Source organism: Neisseria sp. HMSC70E02, assembly GCF_001838645.1.
In the GTDB taxonomy this organism is placed as follows: Bacteria; Pseudomonadota; Gammaproteobacteria; order Burkholderiales; family Neisseriaceae; genus Neisseria; species Neisseria macacae.
Genome location: NZ_KV838100.1, coordinates 23,182 through 44,971 on the forward strand (window position 1 = coordinate 23,182; position 21,790 = coordinate 44,971).

23 protein-coding genes and 2 pseudogenes are annotated in these 21,790 nt (G+C 46.6%); 13 read left to right on the forward strand and 12 right to left on the reverse strand.

Features of this window, described 5'->3' with window-relative positions; all coding sequences use genetic code 11:
* The first annotated feature begins 172 nt into the window (after positions 1-172).
* Positions 173-2,158: a slipin family protein gene (locus tag HMPREF3277_RS13755; protein WP_049225047.1), complete on the forward strand. Its 1,986-nt coding sequence runs from the start codon at positions 173-175 to the stop codon at positions 2,156-2,158.
* A gap of 347 nt (positions 2,159-2,505) precedes the next feature.
* Here HMPREF3277_RS13755 and HMPREF3277_RS07340 read toward each other — a convergent pair whose 3' ends face one another.
* The 4 genes from HMPREF3277_RS07340 to HMPREF3277_RS07355 all read right to left on the reverse strand — a co-directional run bounded on the left by HMPREF3277_RS07340 (position 2,506) and on the right by HMPREF3277_RS07355 (position 5,485).
* Positions 2,506-2,979, reverse strand: a complete 474-nt coding sequence (locus tag HMPREF3277_RS07340) for a hypothetical protein (RefSeq protein WP_070870556.1) — start codon at positions 2,977-2,979, stop codon at positions 2,506-2,508.
* A gap of 56 nt (positions 2,980-3,035) precedes the next feature.
* Positions 3,036-3,947: a nucleotidyl transferase AbiEii/AbiGii toxin family protein gene (locus HMPREF3277_RS07345; protein WP_070870557.1), complete on the reverse strand. Its 912-nt coding sequence runs from the start codon at positions 3,945-3,947 to the stop codon at positions 3,036-3,038.
* A 196-nt stretch (positions 3,948-4,143) separates the two neighbouring features.
* Positions 4,144-4,731 carry a hypothetical protein gene (locus tag HMPREF3277_RS07350; RefSeq protein WP_070870559.1) on the reverse strand — a complete coding sequence of 196 codons (588 nt, stop codon included), beginning with the start codon at positions 4,729-4,731 and terminating at the stop codon, positions 4,144-4,146.
* 22 nt (positions 4,732-4,753) lie between these two features.
* Positions 4,754-5,485, reverse strand: a complete 732-nt coding sequence (locus HMPREF3277_RS07355) for a hypothetical protein (RefSeq protein ID WP_070870561.1) — start codon at positions 5,483-5,485, stop codon at positions 4,754-4,756.
* Positions 5,486-5,637: 152 nt separating this feature from the next.
* Between HMPREF3277_RS07355 and HMPREF3277_RS07360 the strand changes: the two are divergent.
* The 6 genes and pseudogenes from HMPREF3277_RS07360 to HMPREF3277_RS07385 all read left to right on the forward strand — a co-directional run.
* Positions 5,638-5,973 (forward strand): annotated as a pseudogene (locus tag HMPREF3277_RS07360) (DUF3990 domain-containing protein); the annotation flags it as partial.
* A 19-nt stretch (positions 5,974-5,992) separates the two neighbouring features.
* Entirely contained in the window at positions 5,993-6,352 is a 360-nt protein-coding gene (locus HMPREF3277_RS07365) for a hypothetical protein (RefSeq protein WP_070870565.1), read from the forward strand.
* An 88-nt stretch (positions 6,353-6,440) separates the two neighbouring features.
* On the forward strand, positions 6,441-7,118 hold the full coding sequence (locus tag HMPREF3277_RS07370) for a hypothetical protein (protein WP_070870567.1): 678 nt from the start codon (positions 6,441-6,443) through the stop codon (positions 7,116-7,118).
* A gap of 34 nt (positions 7,119-7,152) precedes the next feature.
* Positions 7,153-7,827: a hypothetical protein gene (locus HMPREF3277_RS07375; protein WP_094113497.1), complete on the forward strand. Its 675-nt coding sequence runs from the start codon at positions 7,153-7,155 to the stop codon at positions 7,825-7,827.
* A gap of 93 nt (positions 7,828-7,920) precedes the next feature.
* A complete protein-coding gene (locus HMPREF3277_RS07380) occupies positions 7,921-8,592 on the forward strand; it encodes a hypothetical protein (RefSeq protein WP_070870570.1) in 672 nt (223 codons plus the stop codon).
* 558 nt (positions 8,593-9,150) lie between these two features.
* Positions 9,151-9,489, forward strand: coding sequence for a hypothetical protein (locus tag HMPREF3277_RS07385; RefSeq protein WP_070870572.1), 339 nt, complete (start codon positions 9,151-9,153; stop codon positions 9,487-9,489).
* Between the two features lie 136 nt (positions 9,490-9,625).
* On the opposite strand, the pseudogene HMPREF3277_RS15605 reads toward HMPREF3277_RS07385, so the two are convergent.
* Positions 9,626-9,984, reverse strand: a pseudogene (locus HMPREF3277_RS15605) (IS481 family transposase); the annotation flags it as partial.
* A gap of 156 nt (positions 9,985-10,140) precedes the next feature.
* Between HMPREF3277_RS15605 and tmk the strand changes: the two are divergent.
* Both tmk and HMPREF3277_RS07400 read left to right on the forward strand, forming a co-directional pair.
* Complete coding sequence (gene tmk, locus HMPREF3277_RS07395) at positions 10,141-10,767, forward strand: dTMP kinase (protein WP_009311821.1); 627 nt, start codon at positions 10,141-10,143, stop codon at positions 10,765-10,767.
* Between the two features lie 221 nt (positions 10,768-10,988).
* Positions 10,989-12,269 (forward strand): malic enzyme-like NAD(P)-binding protein, encoded by a 1,281-nt coding sequence (locus tag HMPREF3277_RS07400; protein ID WP_003756682.1) that lies wholly within the window; start codon positions 10,989-10,991, stop codon positions 12,267-12,269.
* A gap of 86 nt (positions 12,270-12,355) precedes the next feature.
* On the opposite strand, the gene aroA is transcribed toward HMPREF3277_RS07400, so the two are convergent.
* The 4 genes from aroA to HMPREF3277_RS07420 all read right to left on the reverse strand — a co-directional run bounded on the left by aroA (position 12,356) and on the right by HMPREF3277_RS07420 (position 16,097).
* A complete protein-coding gene (gene aroA, locus HMPREF3277_RS07405; protein ID WP_070870574.1) occupies positions 12,356-13,654 on the reverse strand; it encodes a 3-phosphoshikimate 1-carboxyvinyltransferase in 1,299 nt (432 codons plus the stop codon).
* A gap of 344 nt (positions 13,655-13,998) precedes the next feature.
* Positions 13,999-14,325: a low molecular weight protein tyrosine phosphatase family protein gene (locus HMPREF3277_RS07410; protein WP_070870575.1), complete on the reverse strand. Its 327-nt coding sequence runs from the start codon at positions 14,323-14,325 to the stop codon at positions 13,999-14,001.
* A 72-nt stretch (positions 14,326-14,397) separates the two neighbouring features.
* Positions 14,398-14,613 carry a hypothetical protein gene (locus tag HMPREF3277_RS07415; protein ID WP_040668071.1) on the reverse strand — a complete coding sequence of 72 codons (216 nt, stop codon included), beginning with the start codon at positions 14,611-14,613 and terminating at the stop codon, positions 14,398-14,400.
* Positions 14,614-14,783: 170 nt separating this feature from the next.
* On the reverse strand, positions 14,784-16,097 hold the full coding sequence (locus tag HMPREF3277_RS07420) for a replication-associated recombination protein A (protein WP_003756699.1): 1,314 nt from the start codon (positions 16,095-16,097) through the stop codon (positions 14,784-14,786).
* 221 nt (positions 16,098-16,318) lie between these two features.
* On the opposite strand from HMPREF3277_RS07420, the gene HMPREF3277_RS07425 reads away from it, so the two are divergent.
* From HMPREF3277_RS07425 to HMPREF3277_RS07440, 4 genes are all read left to right on the forward strand, one after another.
* A complete protein-coding gene (locus tag HMPREF3277_RS07425) occupies positions 16,319-16,690 on the forward strand; it encodes a hypothetical protein (RefSeq protein WP_070870576.1) in 372 nt (123 codons plus the stop codon).
* A gap of 165 nt (positions 16,691-16,855) precedes the next feature.
* A complete protein-coding gene (gene thrC, locus HMPREF3277_RS07430; RefSeq protein ID WP_070870578.1) occupies positions 16,856-18,268 on the forward strand; it encodes a threonine synthase in 1,413 nt (470 codons plus the stop codon).
* A gap of 210 nt (positions 18,269-18,478) precedes the next feature.
* The gene (locus tag HMPREF3277_RS07435) at positions 18,479-19,255 is read left to right on the forward strand and encodes a ferredoxin--NADP reductase (RefSeq protein WP_003756710.1); all 777 of its coding nucleotides are present in this window, start codon (positions 18,479-18,481) and stop codon (positions 19,253-19,255) included.
* Positions 19,256-19,402: 147 nt separating this feature from the next.
* Positions 19,403-19,894: a DUF1841 family protein gene (locus tag HMPREF3277_RS07440; RefSeq protein WP_070870580.1), complete on the forward strand. Its 492-nt coding sequence runs from the start codon at positions 19,403-19,405 to the stop codon at positions 19,892-19,894.
* Positions 19,895-20,138: 244 nt separating this feature from the next.
* Here HMPREF3277_RS07440 and HMPREF3277_RS07445 read toward each other — a convergent pair whose 3' ends face one another.
* The 3 genes from HMPREF3277_RS07445 to HMPREF3277_RS15325 all read right to left on the reverse strand — a co-directional run.
* On the reverse strand, positions 20,139-20,576 hold the full coding sequence (locus HMPREF3277_RS07445) for a hypothetical protein (RefSeq protein ID WP_070870581.1): 438 nt from the start codon (positions 20,574-20,576) through the stop codon (positions 20,139-20,141).
* 228 nt (positions 20,577-20,804) lie between these two features.
* Complete coding sequence (locus HMPREF3277_RS07450; protein WP_070870583.1) at positions 20,805-21,353, reverse strand: SMI1/KNR4 family protein; 549 nt, start codon at positions 21,351-21,353, stop codon at positions 20,805-20,807.
* 229 nt (positions 21,354-21,582) lie between these two features.
* A partial coding sequence (locus HMPREF3277_RS15325) for a hypothetical protein (RefSeq protein WP_210401160.1) occupies positions 21,583-21,790 on the reverse strand: 208 nt, incomplete at its 5' end.

The window sequence follows — 21,790 nt, forward strand, 5'->3', positions numbered from 1 at the left end:
GCGCTGCTTTCATGCTCCCCGATGCACACACGGGCGCGCCGCCTTTGGCTGTTGCACAAGCGGCAGCGGCAGGTTGCCCCTATTTCTTCGGGTTGCCGTTTTCAGGCGGTCTGAAACAGGATTTGGGGCAACGGAAATGCCCAAGCCCAATCCATTTTAAAAAGGAAACGTCATGTTCAAAAATTTCGTCGTCAAACCCACCGAACGCCTTATCGTTCTGCTGGACGGCAGCCTGCACACCGTTCTCAATGCGGGGAAACACACTATTTGGCATTGGGGCAAGGAAATTGAAACACACAAACAGGACGCGACCGTGCTGCATGTGCAGTGGAACGGCATCGGCAGTTTGTTGAAAATCGCTTCGGAACGCAAAAAAGCGGAAAAATTCCTGCAAATTGTCCATAACCCTGCCGGATACAATACACTGGTGTGGCACGATGAAATGCCCGTATTCACCATGACCGACAATACGGACTATTGGGCGTTTTTCCGTCCTGAAAAGGGCGAATTGAACACGCTCACGCTGGCGCACAACGAATACTGGCTGCCTGAAAACGTGCAGGAAACGCTGCTGTTGCGTAACCAAGTGCCGTCAAACTGCGAGAAATTTGTCGTGGAGCAACACGAACGCCTGCTTATCCGCATCAACGGGCGTTTGCAGCGCGTGCTGGGCGAAGGGCGGTATCTGCTGCAAAGCAAGGCGAGAGCGAAAAATAACGAAATCGAAATCGAACGGCAACACACTGCTAACGCAATGTATCATCAATGGGAAGACGCGCAGAAATGGGCGAAAGAGCAGCCTGAAAATCCGCAATGGCTGGTGCTGGAAAGCCCTGTGGGGCAAAACACGTTGGCGTGGCATCAGGATTTTGGCGCAAAGGTCGTGGCAAGCGGCGAACACGCAGCGTTTTGGTTGCCGGAAAATGGCGAAATCGAAACGCACACGCAGCCGAAAACCGAATACTGGCTGCCCGAAAATGTGCAGGCTGCTTTGCTGGCACACATCACGTTGGACAAACCCCTGCAAAAATATACCGTTAAAGCCAACGAACGCCTGCTGATTACCGAGCGCAACCGCCTGATGCGCGTGCTGGGCGAAGGCGATTATGTGCTGCTGTTGGGCGAGGAACATAAAGCCCTGTTTGCCGATACAGGCATACCCGTGTATGAAAATACGGCGCAACTGGCGCAATGGGCGGCGCAAAATCCCGAACTCGCAGCGGCGCATTGGCAGCGCGTGGAAGCCGGCGAAAACGAATTGCTGCTGTGGTCGCAAAACGGCAAGCTGCAAAACCTGATCCGCCCCAAAGAAGCAGCGTGGTTCTGGCGCGAAGCGGCTCAGCCGTATGAAATCCAACGTATTGATTTATCCCAAGGTTTAGCAATCGATGCGGATACAGTGAAGCAGTTGCAGAACATCAATTTCGGCGGCCATCCTGTGTTTAAAAATGCAGTGCACACGGTAAACGTACCCGAACACCATCAGGGATTGGTCTATATCGACAACGTGCAGCAACCGCCTCTGACGCAGGGTCGTTACCACTATTGGCTGGTAAACCAGACGGTCGGCAGCCAAGTGGCGGATTTGCGTTTGCAGACTTGCGAAGTATCGGGGCAGGAGCTGCTGACTGAAGATAAGGTTACCGTACGCGCCAATGTGGTATGCAACTACCGGATTACGGACGCACCCAAATGGTTTGCCCAGCATCAATCGCCCGAAGAATATCTCTACCGCGAATTGCAGTTTGCCATCCGCGCGCTCATCGGCAGTAAAAGTATGGACACGCTGTTGGCGGACAAACAGGGCTTGGATACGGAGCTGACCGCGCTCATCCGTGCCAAAGTGCCGCAGGGCGCGGAAATCGACAGCGCGGGCGTGAAAGACATTATCCTGCCGGGCGAAATCCGCAGCATCTTAACGCGCGTGGTAGAAGCCGAAAAATCCGCCCAAGCCAACAACATCCGCCGCCGCGAGGAAACCGCCGCCACACGCTCGCTGCTGAACACCGCCCGCGTGATGGAGGAAAACCCGACCGCCCTGCGTCTGAAAGAATTGGAAACATTGGAAAAAGTTACCGAGAAAATCGACAAGATTTCCGTGTACGGCGGATTGGACGGCGTGTTGAAGGGCTTGATTAATATTCAGCAGCCGAAATAGGATTTTTGGCCGCCTGAACACGCCGCACGGCAGAAAAGCAGCTTGTAGTTGGAAATTTGGAAGTGCAGGCTGCTTTTTTGGATAAAGTGAATGAAGTCTTTGCAATAATATAAGTTACTAAATTTTTATGCTCAATATCATTTCCAAAATGAAAAGCCTTTCTGATTTTTCCTACTTTTTACTCAATATCAGAAAGGTTTTAGTTAATTAAAAATTTTTTGGCGTACTCTTAGGCGTTAAATTTCGTTAATAGACTATTTTTTCAAAGGTCTCTGTAGGTAGCTTTCTCAAACATGAGCTTTTCTGACATTGCAATAATAGATTGCGAAGTACGATTTATTGAACATTCAATATAAAATATGTTTCTTTAAATAGCCTGATTCAATCAATGGGAAAACATCAGACAGAGGGGAAATTAATTTAACATCTGCGTGATAAATTATTGCTTCTTCATTTTGGTTTAATTCATTTTTATATCTTCTGTACAGATTTTTATCATTATCGAAAAACCAAACTAAAGCATATATCTTCCCATGAATATTTTCTGATTCATGATATAACTTTCTAAATTTATCTCTATTTCCTTCTTTATTCAGTCTTTCAAAGCTATTGCTTTGCTTGGATTTCGACCCTTCTTCTCCAATTAATTTACTTTCCAATGCTTTTGCATGAGCCAATCTTAAAACATCGCTATCATTTTTACTCGAACGAAAATTCATATTTCCTCCGGCTATTGCCGTAGTTAAGAAAAAGAAACCTAACAGAGCTATGAGCATTTTCTGCCATTTCGTTTTGTCGGTTTTAAAAATGAGGATTCCCATAATAATGCTCCTTTCTGAGAGGTCGTCTGAAAAATCATTTTCAGACGACCTGAACTTTATTGCGGCAAGACAAGATTGTCTAACGTCAGACCCGCATCGCGCAAGCTTTGTGCGTATTGCTCAAACACGGTTTGATAATCGTCCGGTATTTGTGGACAGGTATAGGAAAATTCATCTGTTTTACGTTGGTAGTCCCAGTCTTGGCGGAGGTTTTTGATATAGGGGTGGCGTGTATCGTAATGGCAGAAAATATCACGCAGATTGCTCGAAAACAGGCGGCGTATGTTTCCCAGCGGGATGCGGTCGCGGCGGCATTCGGCGGTAAGTATGTCTAATATTTGTGCAATCAGATTGGCGTCGCCTTGAATGTGTCGAACGAGATAACTCAAGTCATACAAATCCTTAAAGCGCGGACGGACGAGGGTTTGATGCAGCTTCCATGCGATTTGCGGGGCGAGCGGTACGGAGTAGGGCAGCGTAAATTGGTCCATCGCCGTATTGAATACGGTGTAGTAATCGGGCTCGAAGGGCAAATCCAGATTAAACGATACATCAACGCTTAATTCTACAAGCTGACCGTTGATGGTGCAGGTCAAATCGGTATTGGCGGTGGGAAAATCGTCCGACATGGCGTAATCCACATTGCGCCAAAAGGGATTTTGGGAGAATGGTGTGAACGTCACGCCATCATAGGCATAAGCGGTGGTTACGGCTTGCGCCCATTTGTTCAGACTGTTTTCGGCTGAACGATAGTCTTCTTTATACGGCAACATCACATAATCCAAATCGGCAGGCAGGCGCATTTGCAGATTGGGAAAATATTGGCGCGTGATGTGGCTGCCTTTGAGCATGAAGGGAAAATCCAAGCCGGCGGCGCGGCGGATAAATGCTTCTTGGGCGATAAGCTCCAGCAGCCGGGTTTCAGAAAGGTCGGGATACTGAAGGGCGTAGAGTTCAATGGGATTCATGATGCGTTTTGAGCAAGGTTATATAGTGGATTAACTTTAAATCAGTACGGCGTTGCCTCGCCTTGCCGTACTACCTGTACTGTCTGCGGCTTCGCCGCCTTGTCCTGATTTAAAGTTAATCCACTATAAAACAGGGACGTGGCTTGAGCATGCTGTTCGTTGGATATGGGAATTCAGACGACCTGAAGGATTCCTCTCAATGCGTCCATCCTTTATCCAAATCCAAATTGCCATCATACACACAATATTCAAATTGCTGTTTGATAAGGGATACTGAATCGGGCAGATCGTCTAACAACTTTTGTACATGCTCAACAAACTCAGTGTAATCACCCGAATGGCGCACGGTAATAAACCGTTGGTCAGGCGTATGGCGTAAAGTGTTGCGCGACAGATGGGCATGGCAGCGAGAGCAGTAGGCGCGCAGGGCGGGCAATTCTTCAGCATTATGGCGCACCTTGCCGTGCCATTCGAAATAACAGAGTTTTTCGTTTGGATAGGTCGTCTGAAAACGGACGGCGCAGTCGGTAGGAATTTCAATTTTTTCACGAACGATGGTAAAGCCTTGTGCAGCAAACCGGTTGGCAAGCATCTGTACATGCTGCCGAACAGCATGATAATCGTCCGACTGTATTACTGCGGAAAACATCGGCTGCTGAGGATGCTCGCCCTCGGGCAGTTCGATTAGCACGGCTTTGCCTCCCAAGTCGGCGCAGGTCGTCTGAAAACGGGGAAGGGCGGAGGAAGGTTGCGGCGTGGCAGTAAGGTGGAGTTCGTAATACATGGTTTCAGACGACCTTAATGTTCTAGATTGTTTCGTTTATTTGTTTCGGTAGGCCGGATTGCAGGAAATCGGACATTTCGCGATAAAACGCCATAACAATTTGCATTTTTTGCCGGTCTGGTTCGCTTGTTTGAGGTCGAATGTTTATTTCATCTATCAATTCGCGCAACGGGCGGCGTTTGGTGGGGTTGGCTTCGTCCAATATAAAATACAGAATCCCCCCGTCTTGTATCAACCTGCGGCGGGCATCCATTATATGACTGTTAAAAAATAGATTTTGAATCAGATTGGTGCGTTGTTCATCATTTTGTGGAGGTTTAGCGGTCTCAGGAAGCAACACGGTTTTGTTGCATACGCAGGACTGAGACTGATTGAGCGCAAAAACGGGCAGGTAAAACATCATTAACATTGCCTTCAGAATATCGCAGAAATGCCCTTCAGCCTCGTCATCGCCCTGCTGCAGACAAGCGGGGAGTTGGCAGGTTTGAAGGGTAAAGTCACATTCGCTGCGGCCTGTAGGCAAACCCAGTCCCAGATCCAAATAAAAATGACCGTCCAGTTCGATAAAATGCCATGGCGCATGGTTGGTGCGTACGCGCGGCAGATGCAGATAGGGATTGTGGCAAATCCTTAGGTACAGGCGGATCAGATGGGCAATATTACCGCAATAAGCAGGGTTGAGTTGAAGCACGCGGTTAATGCGGACGCTCTTTTCTTTTGGGCGGAGGAAGCAGGGCGGTTGTTTGGTTTTCATTAGAATGGTTGGATGGTTTTTGTCGTAGCCAGGTGTGTTTAAATTAGTTTGGTGTAAGGGGTGTGCAGAACGCACGCCCACGGTTTTGCTGTTTAGACGACTTCTTCTATGTCAGCCACCTTAATCCTTCTGGTTAAGGAGGTTTCTACGTTACAACAAACCGTATGCAAGCAGAAACATGGGTAGCAAGGAAGAACGTTCCTATAACACAATTTGATATACCTAATTCTGAATTGGATAAGTTAGATATTAAAAAATTCTCATCTGCTGATTTGGAATGGGGAGATTTTGTAACAAAAGGTCGAAAGGGCACTTTAAACCATAACCATGATTCGGTAAGTGGTCCGATGTTGGCAAATCCAAGTGATGCTAAAAGAGGAAAAGCACATAAAGCTATAGGTTTGCAGTTTGTTATTTTACAGAAAAAAGCATTCAATTTATTTAATCGGTTTAAAAAATTTAATAAAACTGGTAAAAATTGCTCTTAATCTGCCATAAGGAAAAAAAATGTTTGATGATTTTAAAGATAATATGATATTCACTGATAATGAAACTGGTGATAGAGTTATTTTTCATAGAAAAACTTGGTTGTATATAATATTTGGGATACTAACCCATTATTTAAGATATACCGATGATTATGCGGAAAAGATAATAAATGAATCTTTTTTATGTTCTAAGGAAGAGTTAAATTTTCATTCGGTTGGTATGCTATGTCATGATGAAGAGTATCATTGGGCAATGTTGTCGGTACATGGGGACAATTATTGGAATCATGGTTTTAATATTGAGCTGCCAGATGATTACTATGACTGGATGGATAGTTATATAAAAAATAATAATTTAAAGTTAAATATATGTGATTAATTGGGGCAATTAGTAAGATTGGCTCAAGACCTAACAAAAGGATAAGCAGGCAATATAAAAACGATCTATGGTTGATTAGGAGATATTTATGATTAAAGTTATAGACTTAAGAAGTGAATATAGTACAAATCCAATATTTGTGAATTTCAATAGACAAGCTTATGCTATTCCGACGTTATATGTTAAATCGCTTCCTAAATTTGACTCTAAAAAAATCAATACCTGTTTGATTATTTTGCATCCGCATAACAATTTCCCAGAAAAACCGAATATACAAGGGTTTGCAGATTTCTATCTGTATTTTAATTTTGATAAGTATTTTGCGTCTTCTGATACTGAGAAAAAAATGATGCAATTACAAGCAGTCCATCAAGGAATGTTGGGTATTGCAGTTGAGCAGGGCTGGAATACGGAACCGTTTGAAATAGCATATCAAGCCTGTTTGGACGCTGATCTTGTCTTAAATACTCAAATTAAAAAACGTAAAATGAGTCCGAATAGAAAACAATATTTGTCCATATTTGTGCATTGTGATCTCTATCATTTTAAAATTACTTGGACAGTATCTGATAAAAAAGGAACAATCCTTCAAAGGGGACCTCTATTTTCAGAAGAACCTTCTTTCTTGGCTATGGGCTATCGGTTGAATTTTCATTGGATAGATGACGAACATTTTATTGTCGAGTCCAATTACAAAGGACTGATTTCAGATACTTGGGAAGTTGATATTTTGAATGGGACTGTCCTAGTAACTAGCAAATTGTAGCCTGCATAAATCAACAATTACAACAAAGGCCTAAATGATGATTAAAGAAATTAGCTTACCTCTCGAAGATTACACAAAATATAAAAACATTAGCAAAGGAATGTTTGCTATATCAGAACTATATTTGGTATCTCTACCAAAATTTGATTCAAAAAAAGTTTTTAAATGTAATATTTTTTTGTGTGAGGACCGACAATTTCCAACTAAAGCGAAAATACTAGGTTTTGCTATATCGTACCAATTTTTTGATTTTAAAAAATATCTTTCTTTAAATGAGGAAGATAGAAAGTTCATGGTATTACAAGTTATTCATCAGGGAATGCTGGATATTGCTGCTGATTACAATTGGGATACAAAACCGTTGGAAGAAGCTTACCAAAGTTGCTTGACTTCCGATCTAACTTTTAAAAGACAAATCAAAAAGCGCAAGCTAAGTCCGAACAGAAAACAATATCTGTCTTTATGGGCATATTGCGATCAACACCACTTTAAAATCACTTGGACAGTATTTGATAAAAAGGGGGAAATAGTTAAGCAGGGTACATTGCTGACAGAACAACCATCTTATATCGACATATTGCGTAGCTTGAATTTCCATTGGGTAGACGACGAACATTTTATTGTTGAGTCCAAATACAGAGGATTGATTTCAGATACTTGGGAAGTTGATATTTCGAATAGTGCTGTCCTAGCAACTTGCTGGTTTTAGCCTGTGTGAAACTTCCAATTTTGACGTGGCGTGTGTCTGGATACATGCAACGATTTCTGCTTTTCAGACGACCTCAATCCTTAAAGTGAAATTATGATTAACGAAATTTGTTTATACTGTCAAAACGATGAAAGGACTTCTGAATTTAATCAAGAAACCTTTGTTATTCCGGAGCTGTATCTCGTTTCAATACCTAAGTTTGATTCCAAAAAGGTGATTAAATGTAATATTTTCTTATGGGAGAATGGCCCATTTCCGCCCAAAGAAAAAATATTGGGGAGTGCTGATTCTTATCAGCTTTTTGATTTCAAAAAGTATACCTTCCTATCTGAAAAAGATAAGAAAATTATGCAGTTACAAGTAATCCATCAAGGAATGCTCGATATTGCGTCTGATTACAATTGGTCGAGAGAACCATTGGAGACTGCTTACCAAACCTGTTTGATGTCTGATTTAACATTTAAAAAGCAAATAAAAAAGCGGAAACTTAGCCACAATAGGAAACAATATCTTTCCTTATGGGCATATTGTGATCTTTACCATTTTAAAATTAGTTGGACAGTATCTGATAAAAAAAGGGAAATAGTTAAGCAGGGTACGTTGCTGACAGAACAACCATCTTATATCGATATATGGTGTAGCTTGAATTTCCGTTGGATAGATGACGAACATTTTATTGTTGAGTCCAATTACAAAGGATTGATTTCAGATACTTGGGAAGTTGATATTTCGAATAGTGCTGTCCTAGCAACTTGCTGGTTTTAGCCTGTGTGAAACTTCTAATTTTGACGAGACGTGTGTCGGGATACATGCAGCGGTTCCTGCTTTTCAGATGACCTCAATCCTTTTTTGAGGTCGCTGAAATATTTGTGCTTAAATAATCTTATTTTTTGATGTCAGCCTTGATGGCGAGGTCATCAGTGACATAAAACGCGACAAGAAATCCAAAAGGCGTAAGGCATCATCAACAGCTTGTGCGAATACGACCCAATAGATCATATGAGAAGCTAGAAGATGTCTACAAAAACAAGTAACGTTTAAGATGTAAAGAATTTTCCAATAACTTTAAGAAATCCATGCAAAAAGACGAAATTTATGAAGATGAAGTTTACTTGTGTTTCAAACCTAATTTTATTTGGTCAGATAAAATGAAGTGATTACTAAAAACAGCAAGCATGCAGGCATTCGAGTTGGAAACACTATCTTTCGTAATATCAATTACTCCGGTGTCTCACTAAAAACTTGGATAAATGATTTAGGTATCAGATATTTAGGTTTTTACCCATCAATATTTAAACCTTTCTAATAATAGGAATATTAGAAATGAATTTTTTAGATTTATTAGTGTATGTTGAAAAAAGGCCGCTTATGTATTTAAGCGAAAAAAACATGAAAATTTTAGAAAGTTTTATAACAGGATATTATTTATGCGAAGGACTAAATGATATACCTAGTAAAAAAGACGATATTTTTAGGGAAAAATTTTATGATTGGCTCATTGAGCAGTTTGATTTTCTTCAAACCACCCATACGTGGCGCGGTCTGATTGAACAGATTGCAAAATTTGAAAAACGGGATGAGTTTGACTGTTTTTTTTATTATTTGAAACTGTTCAAAGAAAATCATGGACTTGGGGCGGTAGAATCTGAGCAACCTGCGTAGCATGTAAGCCTTTTTTGATGATCTTCGGCTCTCTGATGTAAGAAAACGCCGTATTATTTTGAAAAATAAACTTGTAAGACCTCCTTTTATGGGGCTTTGCCTTGTTATAAAAATTCACAAATGGGCACAGTTCCTTTTATCGGTAGTTCTGAAGCTCTAGATGGAAAACTTGTCATGCCAAATTTCCATCAAGGTGCGGATTCCCCGTTCTGCCTTACTGTTATCTGAGTAGGCGTATTCAATGGTGTATGGGCAAAATCAATGATATGTAAAAGAAATTTAGCCGCATACAGTACGAGGAATAGTCGTCAATGGAGGCAAACAGGGCATCCCTTTGGTCGGTTGCTTTTTGATTTTGCAATAAAGGCAGTCGTTTGGTATCGGAATGTACCATTTTACTTGGTAGGATTTGTTGTGGCGTTTGGTCTGCTTTTTAAGTTTTTCCTCAATAGTTTTCTCGACTTTTGCCAACCGTTTCATACCGTATTTTGCTTGTAGGCTCACCATATTGCCTTTCAAATTTTGTAAACAATGCTAGGTTTTCTTACAATTAAGGTCGTCTGAAAATCTACTTCGAACCCCATCAAGCATTTATAATCCTGCTTTTCAGACGACCTTTTGAACATCCGTTCTCTCAATCAAATTGACCTTATGAAACCCAAATTCATCACTCTGGACGGCATAGACGGCGCGGGTAAATCTACCAATCTTGCCGTTATCCGCCAATGGTTCGAATCCCATAATCTTCCTGTATTGTTTACCCGCGAGCCGGGCGGTACGCCTGTCGGTGAGGCTTTGCGCGAAATTTTGTTGAACCCTGAAACCAAGGCGGGATTGCGCGCGGAGACGTTGATGATGTTTGCCGCGCGGCAGCAGCATCTGGAAGACGTTATCCTGCCTGCGCTGGCAGACGGCATTCATGTCGTTTCCGACCGTTTTACCGATGCGACTTTCGCGTATCAGGGGGGCGGGCGCGGCGTGCCCCTTCAGGATATTGAAATGCTGGAAAATTGGGTGCAGGGCGGGTTTGGTCCTGATTTGACGTTGCTGCTGGACGTGCCGCTGGAAGTGTCGATGGCGCGTATCGGACAGACGCGCGAGAAAGACCGTTTCGAGCAGGAGCAGGCGGATTTTTTCACCCGCGTGCGTGCTGTTTATCTCGAACGCGCCGCCGCGCATCCCGAACGCTACGCGCTTATCGACGGCAACCGGAGTTTGGAGGAGGTGAGGGCGGATATCGAACATGCGTTGGCGCGCAGTTTCGGTATGGATGTTTAAAACCGAATGAAGGTCGTCTGAAAGGATACGTTTTTGCTTTGAGGCTGTTTGTTTCAGATGAAAATAGCGGTATGCGCCGCATTGGGAACATGGTAAAATTACACGCTATTACAAAATAGGTTTATTTGTTAATAAATAAGCTGCTTTGTAATGCCAAACGTCCCGAAACCAACGTTTCAGACGACCTCGTTTCAACATCTCTCTCGCAACAGGATCGAAAAATGGAAAACTCATTAAAAGAAGCCGCACTGAAATTTCACGAATTCCCCGTGCCGGGTAAAGTCTCCGTTACCCCCACCAAATCGCTGGCCACGTCCAAAGACTTGGCTTTGGCGTACTCGCCGGGCGTTGCGGCTCCTTGTATGGAAATCCATGCCGATCCGCAAAATGCGTACAAATACACCGCCAAAGGCAACTTGGTTGCCGTGATTTCCAACGGTACCGCCGTTTTGGGCTTGGGCAACATCGGCGCATTGGCGGGCAAACCTGTGATGGAAGGCAAAGGCGTATTGTTTAAAAAATTCGCCGGTGTGGACGTATTCGACATCGAAATCGATGAAAAAGACCCGCAAAAACTGGTGGACATCATCGCCGCGTTGGAACCGACCTTCGGCGGTATCAACCTCGAAGACATCAAAGCGCCAGAATGCTTCTACATCGAACGCGAATTGCGCAAACGCTGCAAAATCCCCGTATTCCACGACGACCAACACGGTACCGCCATCATTACCGCCGCCGCCGTATTGAATGCCCTGCGCTATACCGGCCGTAAAATCGAGGAAGCGACCTTGGTTTGCTCCGGCGCGGGTGCGGCTGCGATTGCCTGCTTGAACCAACTGCTCGATTTGGGTTTGAAACGCGAAAACGTTACCGTTTGCGACTCCAAAGGCGTGATTTACAAAACCCGCGAAGACAAAGACCGTATGGACGAGTCCAAACAGTTCTATGCCATTGAAGACAACGGTCAACGCGTGCTTGCCGATGCCGTCAAAGGCAAAGACATCTTCTTGGGCCTCTCCGGCGCGAACCTGCTGACGCCTGAAATGCTGAACACCATGAACGCCAAGCCTATCGTGTTCGCCATGGCAAACCCGAATCCGGAAATCCTGCCGCCATTGGCAAAAGAAACCCGTCCGGACGTGGTCATCGGTACCGGCCGTTCCGACTTCCCGAACCAAGTGAACAACGTATTGTGTTTCCCGTTCATCTTCCGCGGCGCGTTGGATGTCGGCGCGACGACCATCAACGAAGAAATGAAACGCGCCTGCGTCTATGCCTTGGCGGATTTGGCGAAAGAAGAAGTGACTGAAGAAGTGGTTGCCGCTTACGGTAAGAAATTCGAATTCGGCGCGGAATACCTGATTCCGACCCCGTTCGACTCCCGCCTGCTGCCGCGTGTTGCTTCGGCTGCCGCCAAAGCTGCGATGGAAAGCGGCGTGGCAACCCGTCCGATTGCAGACTTGGAAGCTTATGCTGCCAAACTGAGCGAGTGGAAACTGTAATCCGGTTTTTAATTTGAATGTGATGTAGAAAAGGTCGTCTGAAAACTTTCAGACGACCTTTTTGTTTGGGTAAATGTCTTCCTGCTTTAAACCGCGTCGGTCAGCGATGAGAACACTTCAAAATAAGTCGGGAAGGTTTTATGGGTGCATTTCGGGTCGTTGATGACGACGGGTACGCCCAACAGGGAAACCAGCGAGAAACACATCGCCATGCGGTGGTCGTCGTAAGTGTCGATGACGGCGTCGGGCGTCAGTATTTCAGGCGGGGTGATGTGAATCGCTTCGGCTTCTTCGGTGACTTCCGCGCCGAGTTTGCGCAACTCGTTTGCCATTGCGGCGATGCGGTCGGTTTCTTTGACGCGCCATGAACCGATGTTGCGCAGCGTACAGGTTTGTCCTGTGGCAAGCGCGACGATGGCGAGGGTCATGGCGGCATCAGGGATATGGTTCGCATCCAAATCAAAGGCTTGGACGGAACGTTCTTTCGGACGCGAGACTTCGACGAAGTTTTCGCCCCAAACCACGTCTGCACCGATTTTTTCCAGCTCGCGGGCAAAGGCGACATCGCCCTGTATGCTGTTTGCGCCGATACCGGTAACGCGGATAGGCGTGGCGGCAATCAGACCGGCTGCGAGGAAGTAGGACGCGCTGGAGGCATCGCCTTCGACATATAAATGGTCGGGCGCGTGGTAGCAGGCATCGGCGGGGATTTTGAAGACGCGGTAGTCTTCATTGGCAATCTGTACGCCGAATTGCGCCATCAGTTTCAAGGTGATGTCGATATAGGGCTTGGAAATCAACTCGCCGACCATACGGATTTCAAATGCCTGCCCGGTCAGCGGCAACGCCATCAAGAGGGCAGTCAAAAACTGGCTGGACACATTGCCCTTAATCGGAATCACGCGCTCGCCGCGGTCTTGGCGTTCGCCGATATGAAGCGGTGGGTAGTGTTCGTTGCCGAGATATTCGACATCGGCGCCGGCAATCCGCAGCGCATCGACTAAATCGCCGATAGGGCGTTCGTGCATACGCGCAACGCCGTGCAGATGATAATCGCCACCCAAAACCGCCAGCGCGGCAGTCAGCGGACGGAACGCCGTTCCCGCGTTGCCTAAAAACAAATCGGCAGCGCGGTTGGGGAAACGTCCGCCTGTGCCGTGAACTTTCAGACGACCTTCGGCAAGGTATTCGATTTCAACGCCGAGTTTATCGAGTGCTTCCAACATACGGTCGGTATCGTCGGATTTGAGCAGGGAATGGATTTCGCAAGTGTTGTCGGACAAGGCGGCAAGCAGCAGGGTGCGGTTGCTGATGCTTTTGGAGCCGGGCAGGGCGACGGTGGCAGGTTTGAGCGAGGCGGCAGGGAGGCGGATGGATTCGGTCATGATGGTCGTTTGAGAAGCGGAAACAGAAAACGGCATTATACGGCAGGGAGGGGTCGTCTGAAAAACGTGGCTGCTGCAATTCGATAACCGCAGAGTTTGTTTTTGAATGGTTTCGGTATCTTAATACGCTCAAACACGGCAAGGTAACATCGGAACGGTTTGTCGATGCGCGCAATCTTATAGTGGATTAAAATAAAAATGAGACAAGGCGGCAACGCCCGCCGTGTACGGGGAGTACATAAGGGCGTTGGCAACGCCGTATCATTGCAATTTTAATCCACTATATCTGTACTGTCTGCGGCTTCGTCGCCTTGTCCTGATTTATGTTAATTCCACTATAAAGACTAGCTGTCAGACAAATACGGCTCGATACTTTCTTTCAATATCTCAATCAATTCTTCGTCCATATAGCGGTAATCGTCAGGAATATCCAAAACAATGATTTCCTTATGTTGCAAAGCGCGGGAAAACTGCGCCGACAGGCGGTTTTTATGTTTTTGTTCCATCACAAAAACCTTATCCGCCCATGCGATGTCGTTGATGGAAACCGTGTACCGTGCGTTAGGGCTTGTGCCTGCGGAACGGGTCTGTACGTTCGGATAGCGTCGGAATACCGCTTCAGCGGTGGGGCTGCGCCATTGGTTGCGGCTGCAAATAAAAAGTGCGTTCATAGAAATTAAAAAAGGCGGAAAAATATCCGCCTTGTGAAAATCATCTCGATTGAGTCGAAATGTGTTTTTAAGTTAATCAAACCATTCGGCTTCAAATTCATGCTGCCTGAAGGGGTAAACAAAGCCCAGTTTTTGCGCGCGTTTGACTTTATTCCTGCGGAAATACATCAAATCCCACTTTTTCTCGAGCTTACCCTCAGAAGGGTTTTTGCCGTGTACGCGATGGCTGGGTCGTTTTGCTTGATGCCGCCGCCATGCACGGCTGCGACTGTGGTCTAAATTGTCCATTATCTGCTTTCTAACTTCGTTTCGGAAATCGGGTTCAGCAGCCGCGATTTTTTCTGTGTTCGATTATTCAGCAAGAAAAAGGAAAATCGGATTGTAGCCAAATTAGCTTGACGATACAAGTATTTGACCGTCGTTGTGAAACAGGTCGTCTGAAATTTTATCTACACCATTTACTTCTGCTTATCCAACGCTTCCTCATCCAGAGATTTCAACCATTCCAGCTTTTCGCCGATTTTGATTTCCAGCCCGCGCGGGACGGGTTGGTAGAAATCCGGTTCGTCCAAGCCGTCGGGCATATAGCTTTCGCCGGCGGCGTAGGCGTTCGGTTCGTCGTGGGCGTAGCGGTATTCGCGTCCGTAGCCCAATTCTTTCATCAACTTGGTCGGGGCGTTGCGCAGGTGGACGGGCACTTCGTCGCTGGCGTTTTCTTTGACGAAGCGGCGCATTTGGTTGTATGCCTTGTAGCCCGCGTTGGATTTCGCGGCGGCGGCAAGGTACAACACGGCTTGCGCCAGCGCGAGTTCGCCTTCGGGCGAGCCTAAGCGTTCAAAGGTGGCGGCGGCATCATTGGCGATTTGGAAGGCGCGCGGGTCGGCAAGCCCGATGTCCTCCCACGCCATGCGCACGATGCGGCGGGCAAGGTAGCGCGGGTCGGTGCCGCCGTCGAGCATACGGCAGAACCAATACAGCGCGGCATTCGGATGCGAACCGCGTACTGATTTATGCAGGGCGGAGATTTGGTTGTAGAAACTCTCGCCGCCTTTGTCGAAACGGCGGATTTGCGCGCCGAGGCTGTCGGCGAGAAATTCGGCGGTCAGGGTTTTCAGACGACGTGTGTCGGCGGCGCGTAAAAGTTGCTCCAATAAATTCAACAATCTGCGCGCATCGCCGTCGGCGGTATTGACGAGCAGCTCCTGCGCATCGGCTTCAATCGTGAAATCCCGGTATTCGGGCAATGCCAATACTTTGGCAATCAGCTTTTTGAGGTCGTCTGAAGACAAGGATTGCAAAACATACACCTGCGCGCGGCTCAACAGCGCGGGATTGACTTCAAACGACGGGTTTTCCGTAGTCGCACCGATAAAAGTCAGCAAACCACTTTCGACATGGGGCAAAAACGCGTCCTGCTGCGCCTTGTTGAAGCGGTGGACTTCATCTACAAACAAAATCGTCGCGCGTCCCTGTTGCAAGGCGATTTCGGCTTTATCGATTGCCTCGCGTATGTCTTTCACGCCGGAAAACACGGCGGAAACAGGCAGAAACTGGGCATTGAAACTCTGCGCCAAAATCCGCGCCAACGTCGTCTTGCCCACGCCCGGCGGCCCCCACAGCAACATAGAATGCGGCTTCCCGCCTTCCACCGCCACACGCAGCGGCTTGCCTTCGCCGATTAAATGCTGCTGCCCGATAACATCATCAAGCGTATGCGGGCGCAGGCGTTCGGCAAGCGGCGCATCAGGTTGGCGGGTGAAAAGGTCGGACATGGCGGATTCCGTGAAAAGAGGGTTTTCAGACGACGTGGATTATAGCAGGTCGTCTGAAAAGGGGGATTAACGCTCTTGATACATATATTAATGTAAAAATCAGGCATAATACCCGACTTTCCCCAATCCCCCATCTCACACCGCTTACGGTATAATACGCGTTTGTTTAAAGACTTTGCGGGGCGTTTCAGACGACCTTGCGGCAAGGGATGGCTATGAATATGAAAAAGATTGTTGCCGTTGCTTCTGTGGCGGCGTTGTTGGGCGGTTGCGCTTATGATTCTGACTCGGCGTTCGGCGGTTTGGGCAGCGGGACGGGTATCGGCGGCAGCGTGGTGAAAATGGCGGTTGATCATCAGTGCCGTTCGGAGTTGAACAAGCGCAATGAGTGGCGTTTGATCGCGCTGACGATGAGCGCGGACAAACAGCGCGAGTGGGAAGACAAAATCTGCGGCTGCGCGAGCGAGGAAGCGCCGAATCAGGTGTCTGCGCAAGAGTTGATGGATGTTTTGAATCCTTCTTCGCGCGATCGGGCGATTGCGTCGGTAACGGTGAAAACCGTCAATGCTTGTTTCAAGCGTTTGTATAGATAATGTTTTTCAGACGACCTCTGTGTATCGGGGTCGTCTGAAAGTTTATAGTGGATTAAGGTCGGAATAGGGCGGCTTGCGGGATGATTCGGATGATGGACGATGGATTTCCGCCGGCGGGTTTCTTATTTTGATCGGCAATATTTTTGTTTTTATAGAGAAGAAATCATGAAATATATCAGTACGCGCGGCGAGACGGCGCATAAACCGTTTAGCGAGGTTTTGTTGATGGGACTGGCGCCCGACGGCGGTTTGATGCTGCCGGAGCATTATCCGCAGGTCAGCCGCGAGACTTTGGACAAGTGGCGCGGTTTGAGCTATCCGGAGCTGGCGTTTGAGGTGATGAGCCTGTTTGTCACGGATATTCCGGCGGACGATTTGCGCGATATTCTGAACCGTACTTATACGGAAGCGGCGTTCGGCTCTAAGGAAATCACGCCTGTGCGTACTTTGTCCGACGGCATCAAAATCCAAGCCTTGTCCAACGGCCCGACGCTGGCGTTTAAGGATATGGCGATGCAGTTTTTGGGCAATGCGTTTGAATATGTGTTGAACAAAAAGGGCAGGGAACTCAATATCTTGGGCGCGACCAGCGGCGATACGGGTTCGGCTGCGGAATATGCCTTGCGAGGTAAAAAGGGCGTAAATGTATTTATGCTGTCGCCCGACGGCAAAATGAGCGCGTTCCAACGTGCGCAGATGTACAGCCTGCAAGACGAGAATATCCACAATATCGCCGTGAAGGGGATGTTTGACGACTGTCAGGACATTGTGAAGGCGGTGCAAAACGATGCCGCGTTCAAGGAAAAATACCATATCGGTACGGTCAATTCGATCAACTGGGGACGCATCGTTGCGCAAGTGGTTTATTACTTTGCGGGCTATTTCAAGGCGACGCAAAGCAATGACGAGCAGGTCAGCTTCTGCGTGCCGAGCGGCAACTTCGGCAACGTTTGCGCGGGACACATCGCCAAACAGATGGGCTTGCCTATCCGCCGCCTGATTGTCGCGACCAATGAAAACGATGTGTTGGACGAGTTTTTCAAAACCGGCGCATACCGCCCGCGCAACAGCGAGCATACTTATGTTACCTCCAGCCCGTCTATGGATATTTCCAAAGCGTCCAACTTCGAGCGTTTCGTGTTCGACCTGATGGATCGCGATCCTCAGGAAATCAACACGCTGTGGGCGGAAGTGGCGGCGGGCAAGGGCTTTGACTTGCAGTTTGCCTTAGAAAAAGTCGGCGGCAAATACGGCTTTACCTCCGGCAAATCTACCCATGCCGACCGCCTCGCCACCATTAAGCAGGTTTATGAGCAAGATAAAGAACTCATCGACCCGCACACTGCCGACGGCGTAAAAGTCGCCCGCGAAGTGCGCGAAGAAGGGGAGACGGTTGTGTGTTTGGAAACCGCGTTGGCAGCGAAATTCGATGCGACCATACACGAAGCCGTCGGCGATGTCGCCATTCCGCGTCCTGCAGCGTTGGAAGGTTTGGAAAAGCTGCCGCAGCGCGTCCGAGTCGTGCCGAACAATGCAGCCGCCGTCAAAGAAATCATCCGCGAAACCTTAGACCAGTAATGCGTTGATTGAGAGGTCGTCTGAAAAGTTTTCAGACGACCTCTGCTAGACAGCAAGCATTGTGATGATAAATATTTTCGTTTAAAATTGCGCGTTTGCTCTAATTCGGCATTATCTATTCACAGGCGAGAGAGGTCGTCTGAAAACCCTTTTAAAACCATCATCCGCCCGACCCGCGCGATCAGACGGATTTACCGACAGGAAACTCAAATGGCAGCATTCAATACCCAAAAAGTATTGTCCGTACACCACTGGACGGATGCGTATTTCACCTTTACCTGCACCCGCGACGAATCGTTGCGTTTTGAAAACGGCCAATTCGTCATGGTCGGATTGATGGTGGACGGCAAACCGCTGATGCGCGCATACAGCGTCGCCTCCGCCAACTGGGAAGAACACCTCGAATTTTTCAGCATTAAAGTCCAAGACGGCCCTCTGACCAGCCGCCTGCAACACCTCAAAGTCGGCGACGACGTGTTAATCAGCAAAAAACCGACCGGAACTTTGGTTGCCGGCGACCTGAATCCGGGCAAACACCTTTACCTGTTGAGCACCGGTACCGGCATCGCCCCTTTCTTGAGCATCACCAAAGACCCCGAAATTTACGAGCAATTCGAAAAAATCATCCTCGTGCACGGCGTGCGTTACAAAAAAGATTTGGCGTACTACGACCGCTTCACCAAAGAATTGCCCGAACACGAATACCTCGGCGACTTGGTTAAAGAAAAACTGATTTACTACCCCATCGTTTCCCGCGAAGACTACGAACACCACGGCCGCCTGACCGACCTGATGGTAAGCGGCAAATTGTTTGAAGACATCGGCCTGCCCAAAATCAACCCGCAAGACGACCGCGCCATGCTCTGCGGCAGCCCTGCTATGTTGAAAGACACCTGCAAAGTTTTGGACGATTTCGGCCTGACCGTCTCCCCGAAAACCGGCGTACGCGGCGACTACCTGATTGAGCGCGCGTTTGTGGATCAATAAGGGTTTTTAGCAGTAATGGAAATATAGCGAGACAGAACTGGTCATCAGGTTCTGCCTCGCTATAAATCCATTATTTGCCAAAATTCAAGTTTCGCTCAATCTCTAAAATATCCCCACAGACGGTTCAACAGATTTCCCATTTTTATCATGTACGATGTCAATACCCACGATGTTCGCCGATTTTTCGCACACGTTTGGAAACATCGCCTGACCCCGCTGCAACTGGATGCACTTCAACATAAAGCCCTCCGTATCATCGAATCTCATCCCGAATACGCCCATTATCTTGAAAATATTGAAGATTATTTAGATAAAAACTGGTTGCCGGAAGATGGGGAGAGTAATCCTTTTTTGCACATGTCGCTGCATCTTTCCCTTCAAGAGCAGGCAGCCATCGATCAGCCACCGGGCATACGGGCGATTCACCGGCAACTTTGCGCACGTTATAACAACGACTGGGTACGCGCCGAGCATGACATGATGGATGCACTGGCGGAAACCATTTGGGAAGCGCAACGATACGGACGCGGTTTGGATGTCAATGCCTATATGACCCGGCTGCGTAAATTAGTCGGTTTAGGGCAGGAGGAAAACGCCCGTATCAATCCGCATGAAGTGAATGTTAAATTTGACGAATGAAAAAGTTTTCTATGTGATGGAAGATAACGATTTTGAGGTCGTCTGAAACGTTGTTTTCAGACGACCTCTCTTCCTTTTCAGGTCGTCTGAAAAATGAATTGTAGCCATATAAGCCGCACGAAATAAGCTGATCTTTCCGAGAAAAAGGCGCGATTTTAGGTTGGCGGGTTTGACGGTGAAAAAGAATGCACCGCCAGCAATGAATTTTCTGCGATCGTATTATGAGGAAGGCGTCCTATGACCACTAAGTTGTTTTATTATTAAGCTGTGTTTCGATGAAATCAGAAATTTTCCTGTCAGCAGTATGATTCAAATCTAAGAAAGATAAATATTGGCAGTTGCCATTCGGACAGGGCAAAAATAAAAATTCATAAGTAATATCTTCTATATCTGTTATTGTTAAATCACTAAATTGAAAATTAGTTGTTACCACATTTAACATATTGTTATTTTTGATTGATTCCAGTTCCAAGAGATTATCAAATTCATCTTCTAAAAGATTAGAATTCTCTCCGATAAGAATTATCCAAAATAAAGGATATTGTTTAATCGATTCAAATAAATTATTGCAGTTTATTGTTTTTAGGAAATTTTGACTGATTAAAGCCACTATAGGCTTATCTTTTTTTATTTTAATTTTGCTGAAATTCAAATCTAGATTTATATTCAGATAATCAATCATTATAGTTACTCCTTTGGAGCACCGGAAATAATCCGCATCATCAGGCGGCAGCGTTCAAATGGCATGGATATTGTTTTCACACATCCATATAGGTTGCACTTAATAAGCTTGGTGTAGGTCGGATTCTCGAATCCGACATTTTGGGCATTGCTGCAATGAATTGCAATGACGGGAGTGTTAAAGATTTTGTCGGATACAAGTATCCGACCTACGCTTGCTACGGCTTGTTTAAAGCGTATCTTCTCCCTCGCTTTCCACACAACGGATGATCCAGTCTTCAAACCGTCGCCATTGGGCTTCCTTGGCATAGGTGGCGGGATTGGCGGCATCGTGGATAAAAATATCGAAGTTGGGTTCGGCACGGGATAGGTTAAAGCCGAACCAATCTCCCATACTGTGATGCGCTCCAATGATAAAGATTTCTCCTATGTCGGGTTGTTCGTTGGGCGGTAGGTCGTCAAGTTCTTCGCGCAATAGTTGTTGGTAATAGCGATTTTGTTCTTTCAGTTGGGCGAGATTGTAGATTTCTATTTTAGGCGTTTGCGATGCAGTTTGATCGATCACGCTGGTGTACCACGAATAGAAAAAATCCCCCGTGCCGCATTGCTGTAAAAATAAATAATAACTTTCAGGCAGCTTGTTTTGCGTATATTCGCGTATTGCATGCAATTCATCGGTTGAAAGGGGATGTACATTGAAATTTAGATGGTTTGCGCGAGATGCTTGGTTGTTTGTCAGCCAGTATTGAAGTTGTTTCAGAGCTTGCAGATAGGTCATGATGGGAGGGGTCTTTTTAAAATGGATTTTGTTGGGTATTGAACCAACAGGAGGAAATCAGTCTTTGAGCGATTATATTTGTTGTTTGGAATGAAACAAAGGTCGTCTGAGAACGGATTCACAGTTTTCAGACGACCTTTTTATTATGTGCCACTTGAGCAAAATGTAGGTTGGGTTACAAACCCAACATTTCGTGTAATTTAACAGTTTTGTTGGGTCTTGACCCAACCTACGCTTGCTGAAAAAGGGAAAAACCGTCTGCGGTTAAGGGCGGACGGTTTTTCAGGCTGCGTTGGTTGGGCGGTGGGATGTGAGCCGTAGGCACGCACGCGGCTTGGGGCGATTGGGGCGGCGTGCGTGGCAGAGTCGTACACACTACGCGGGCTACGCTTGCTTCGTTCATTTGGACGAAAACCGCCAGCCTTTGGTATTGGCAG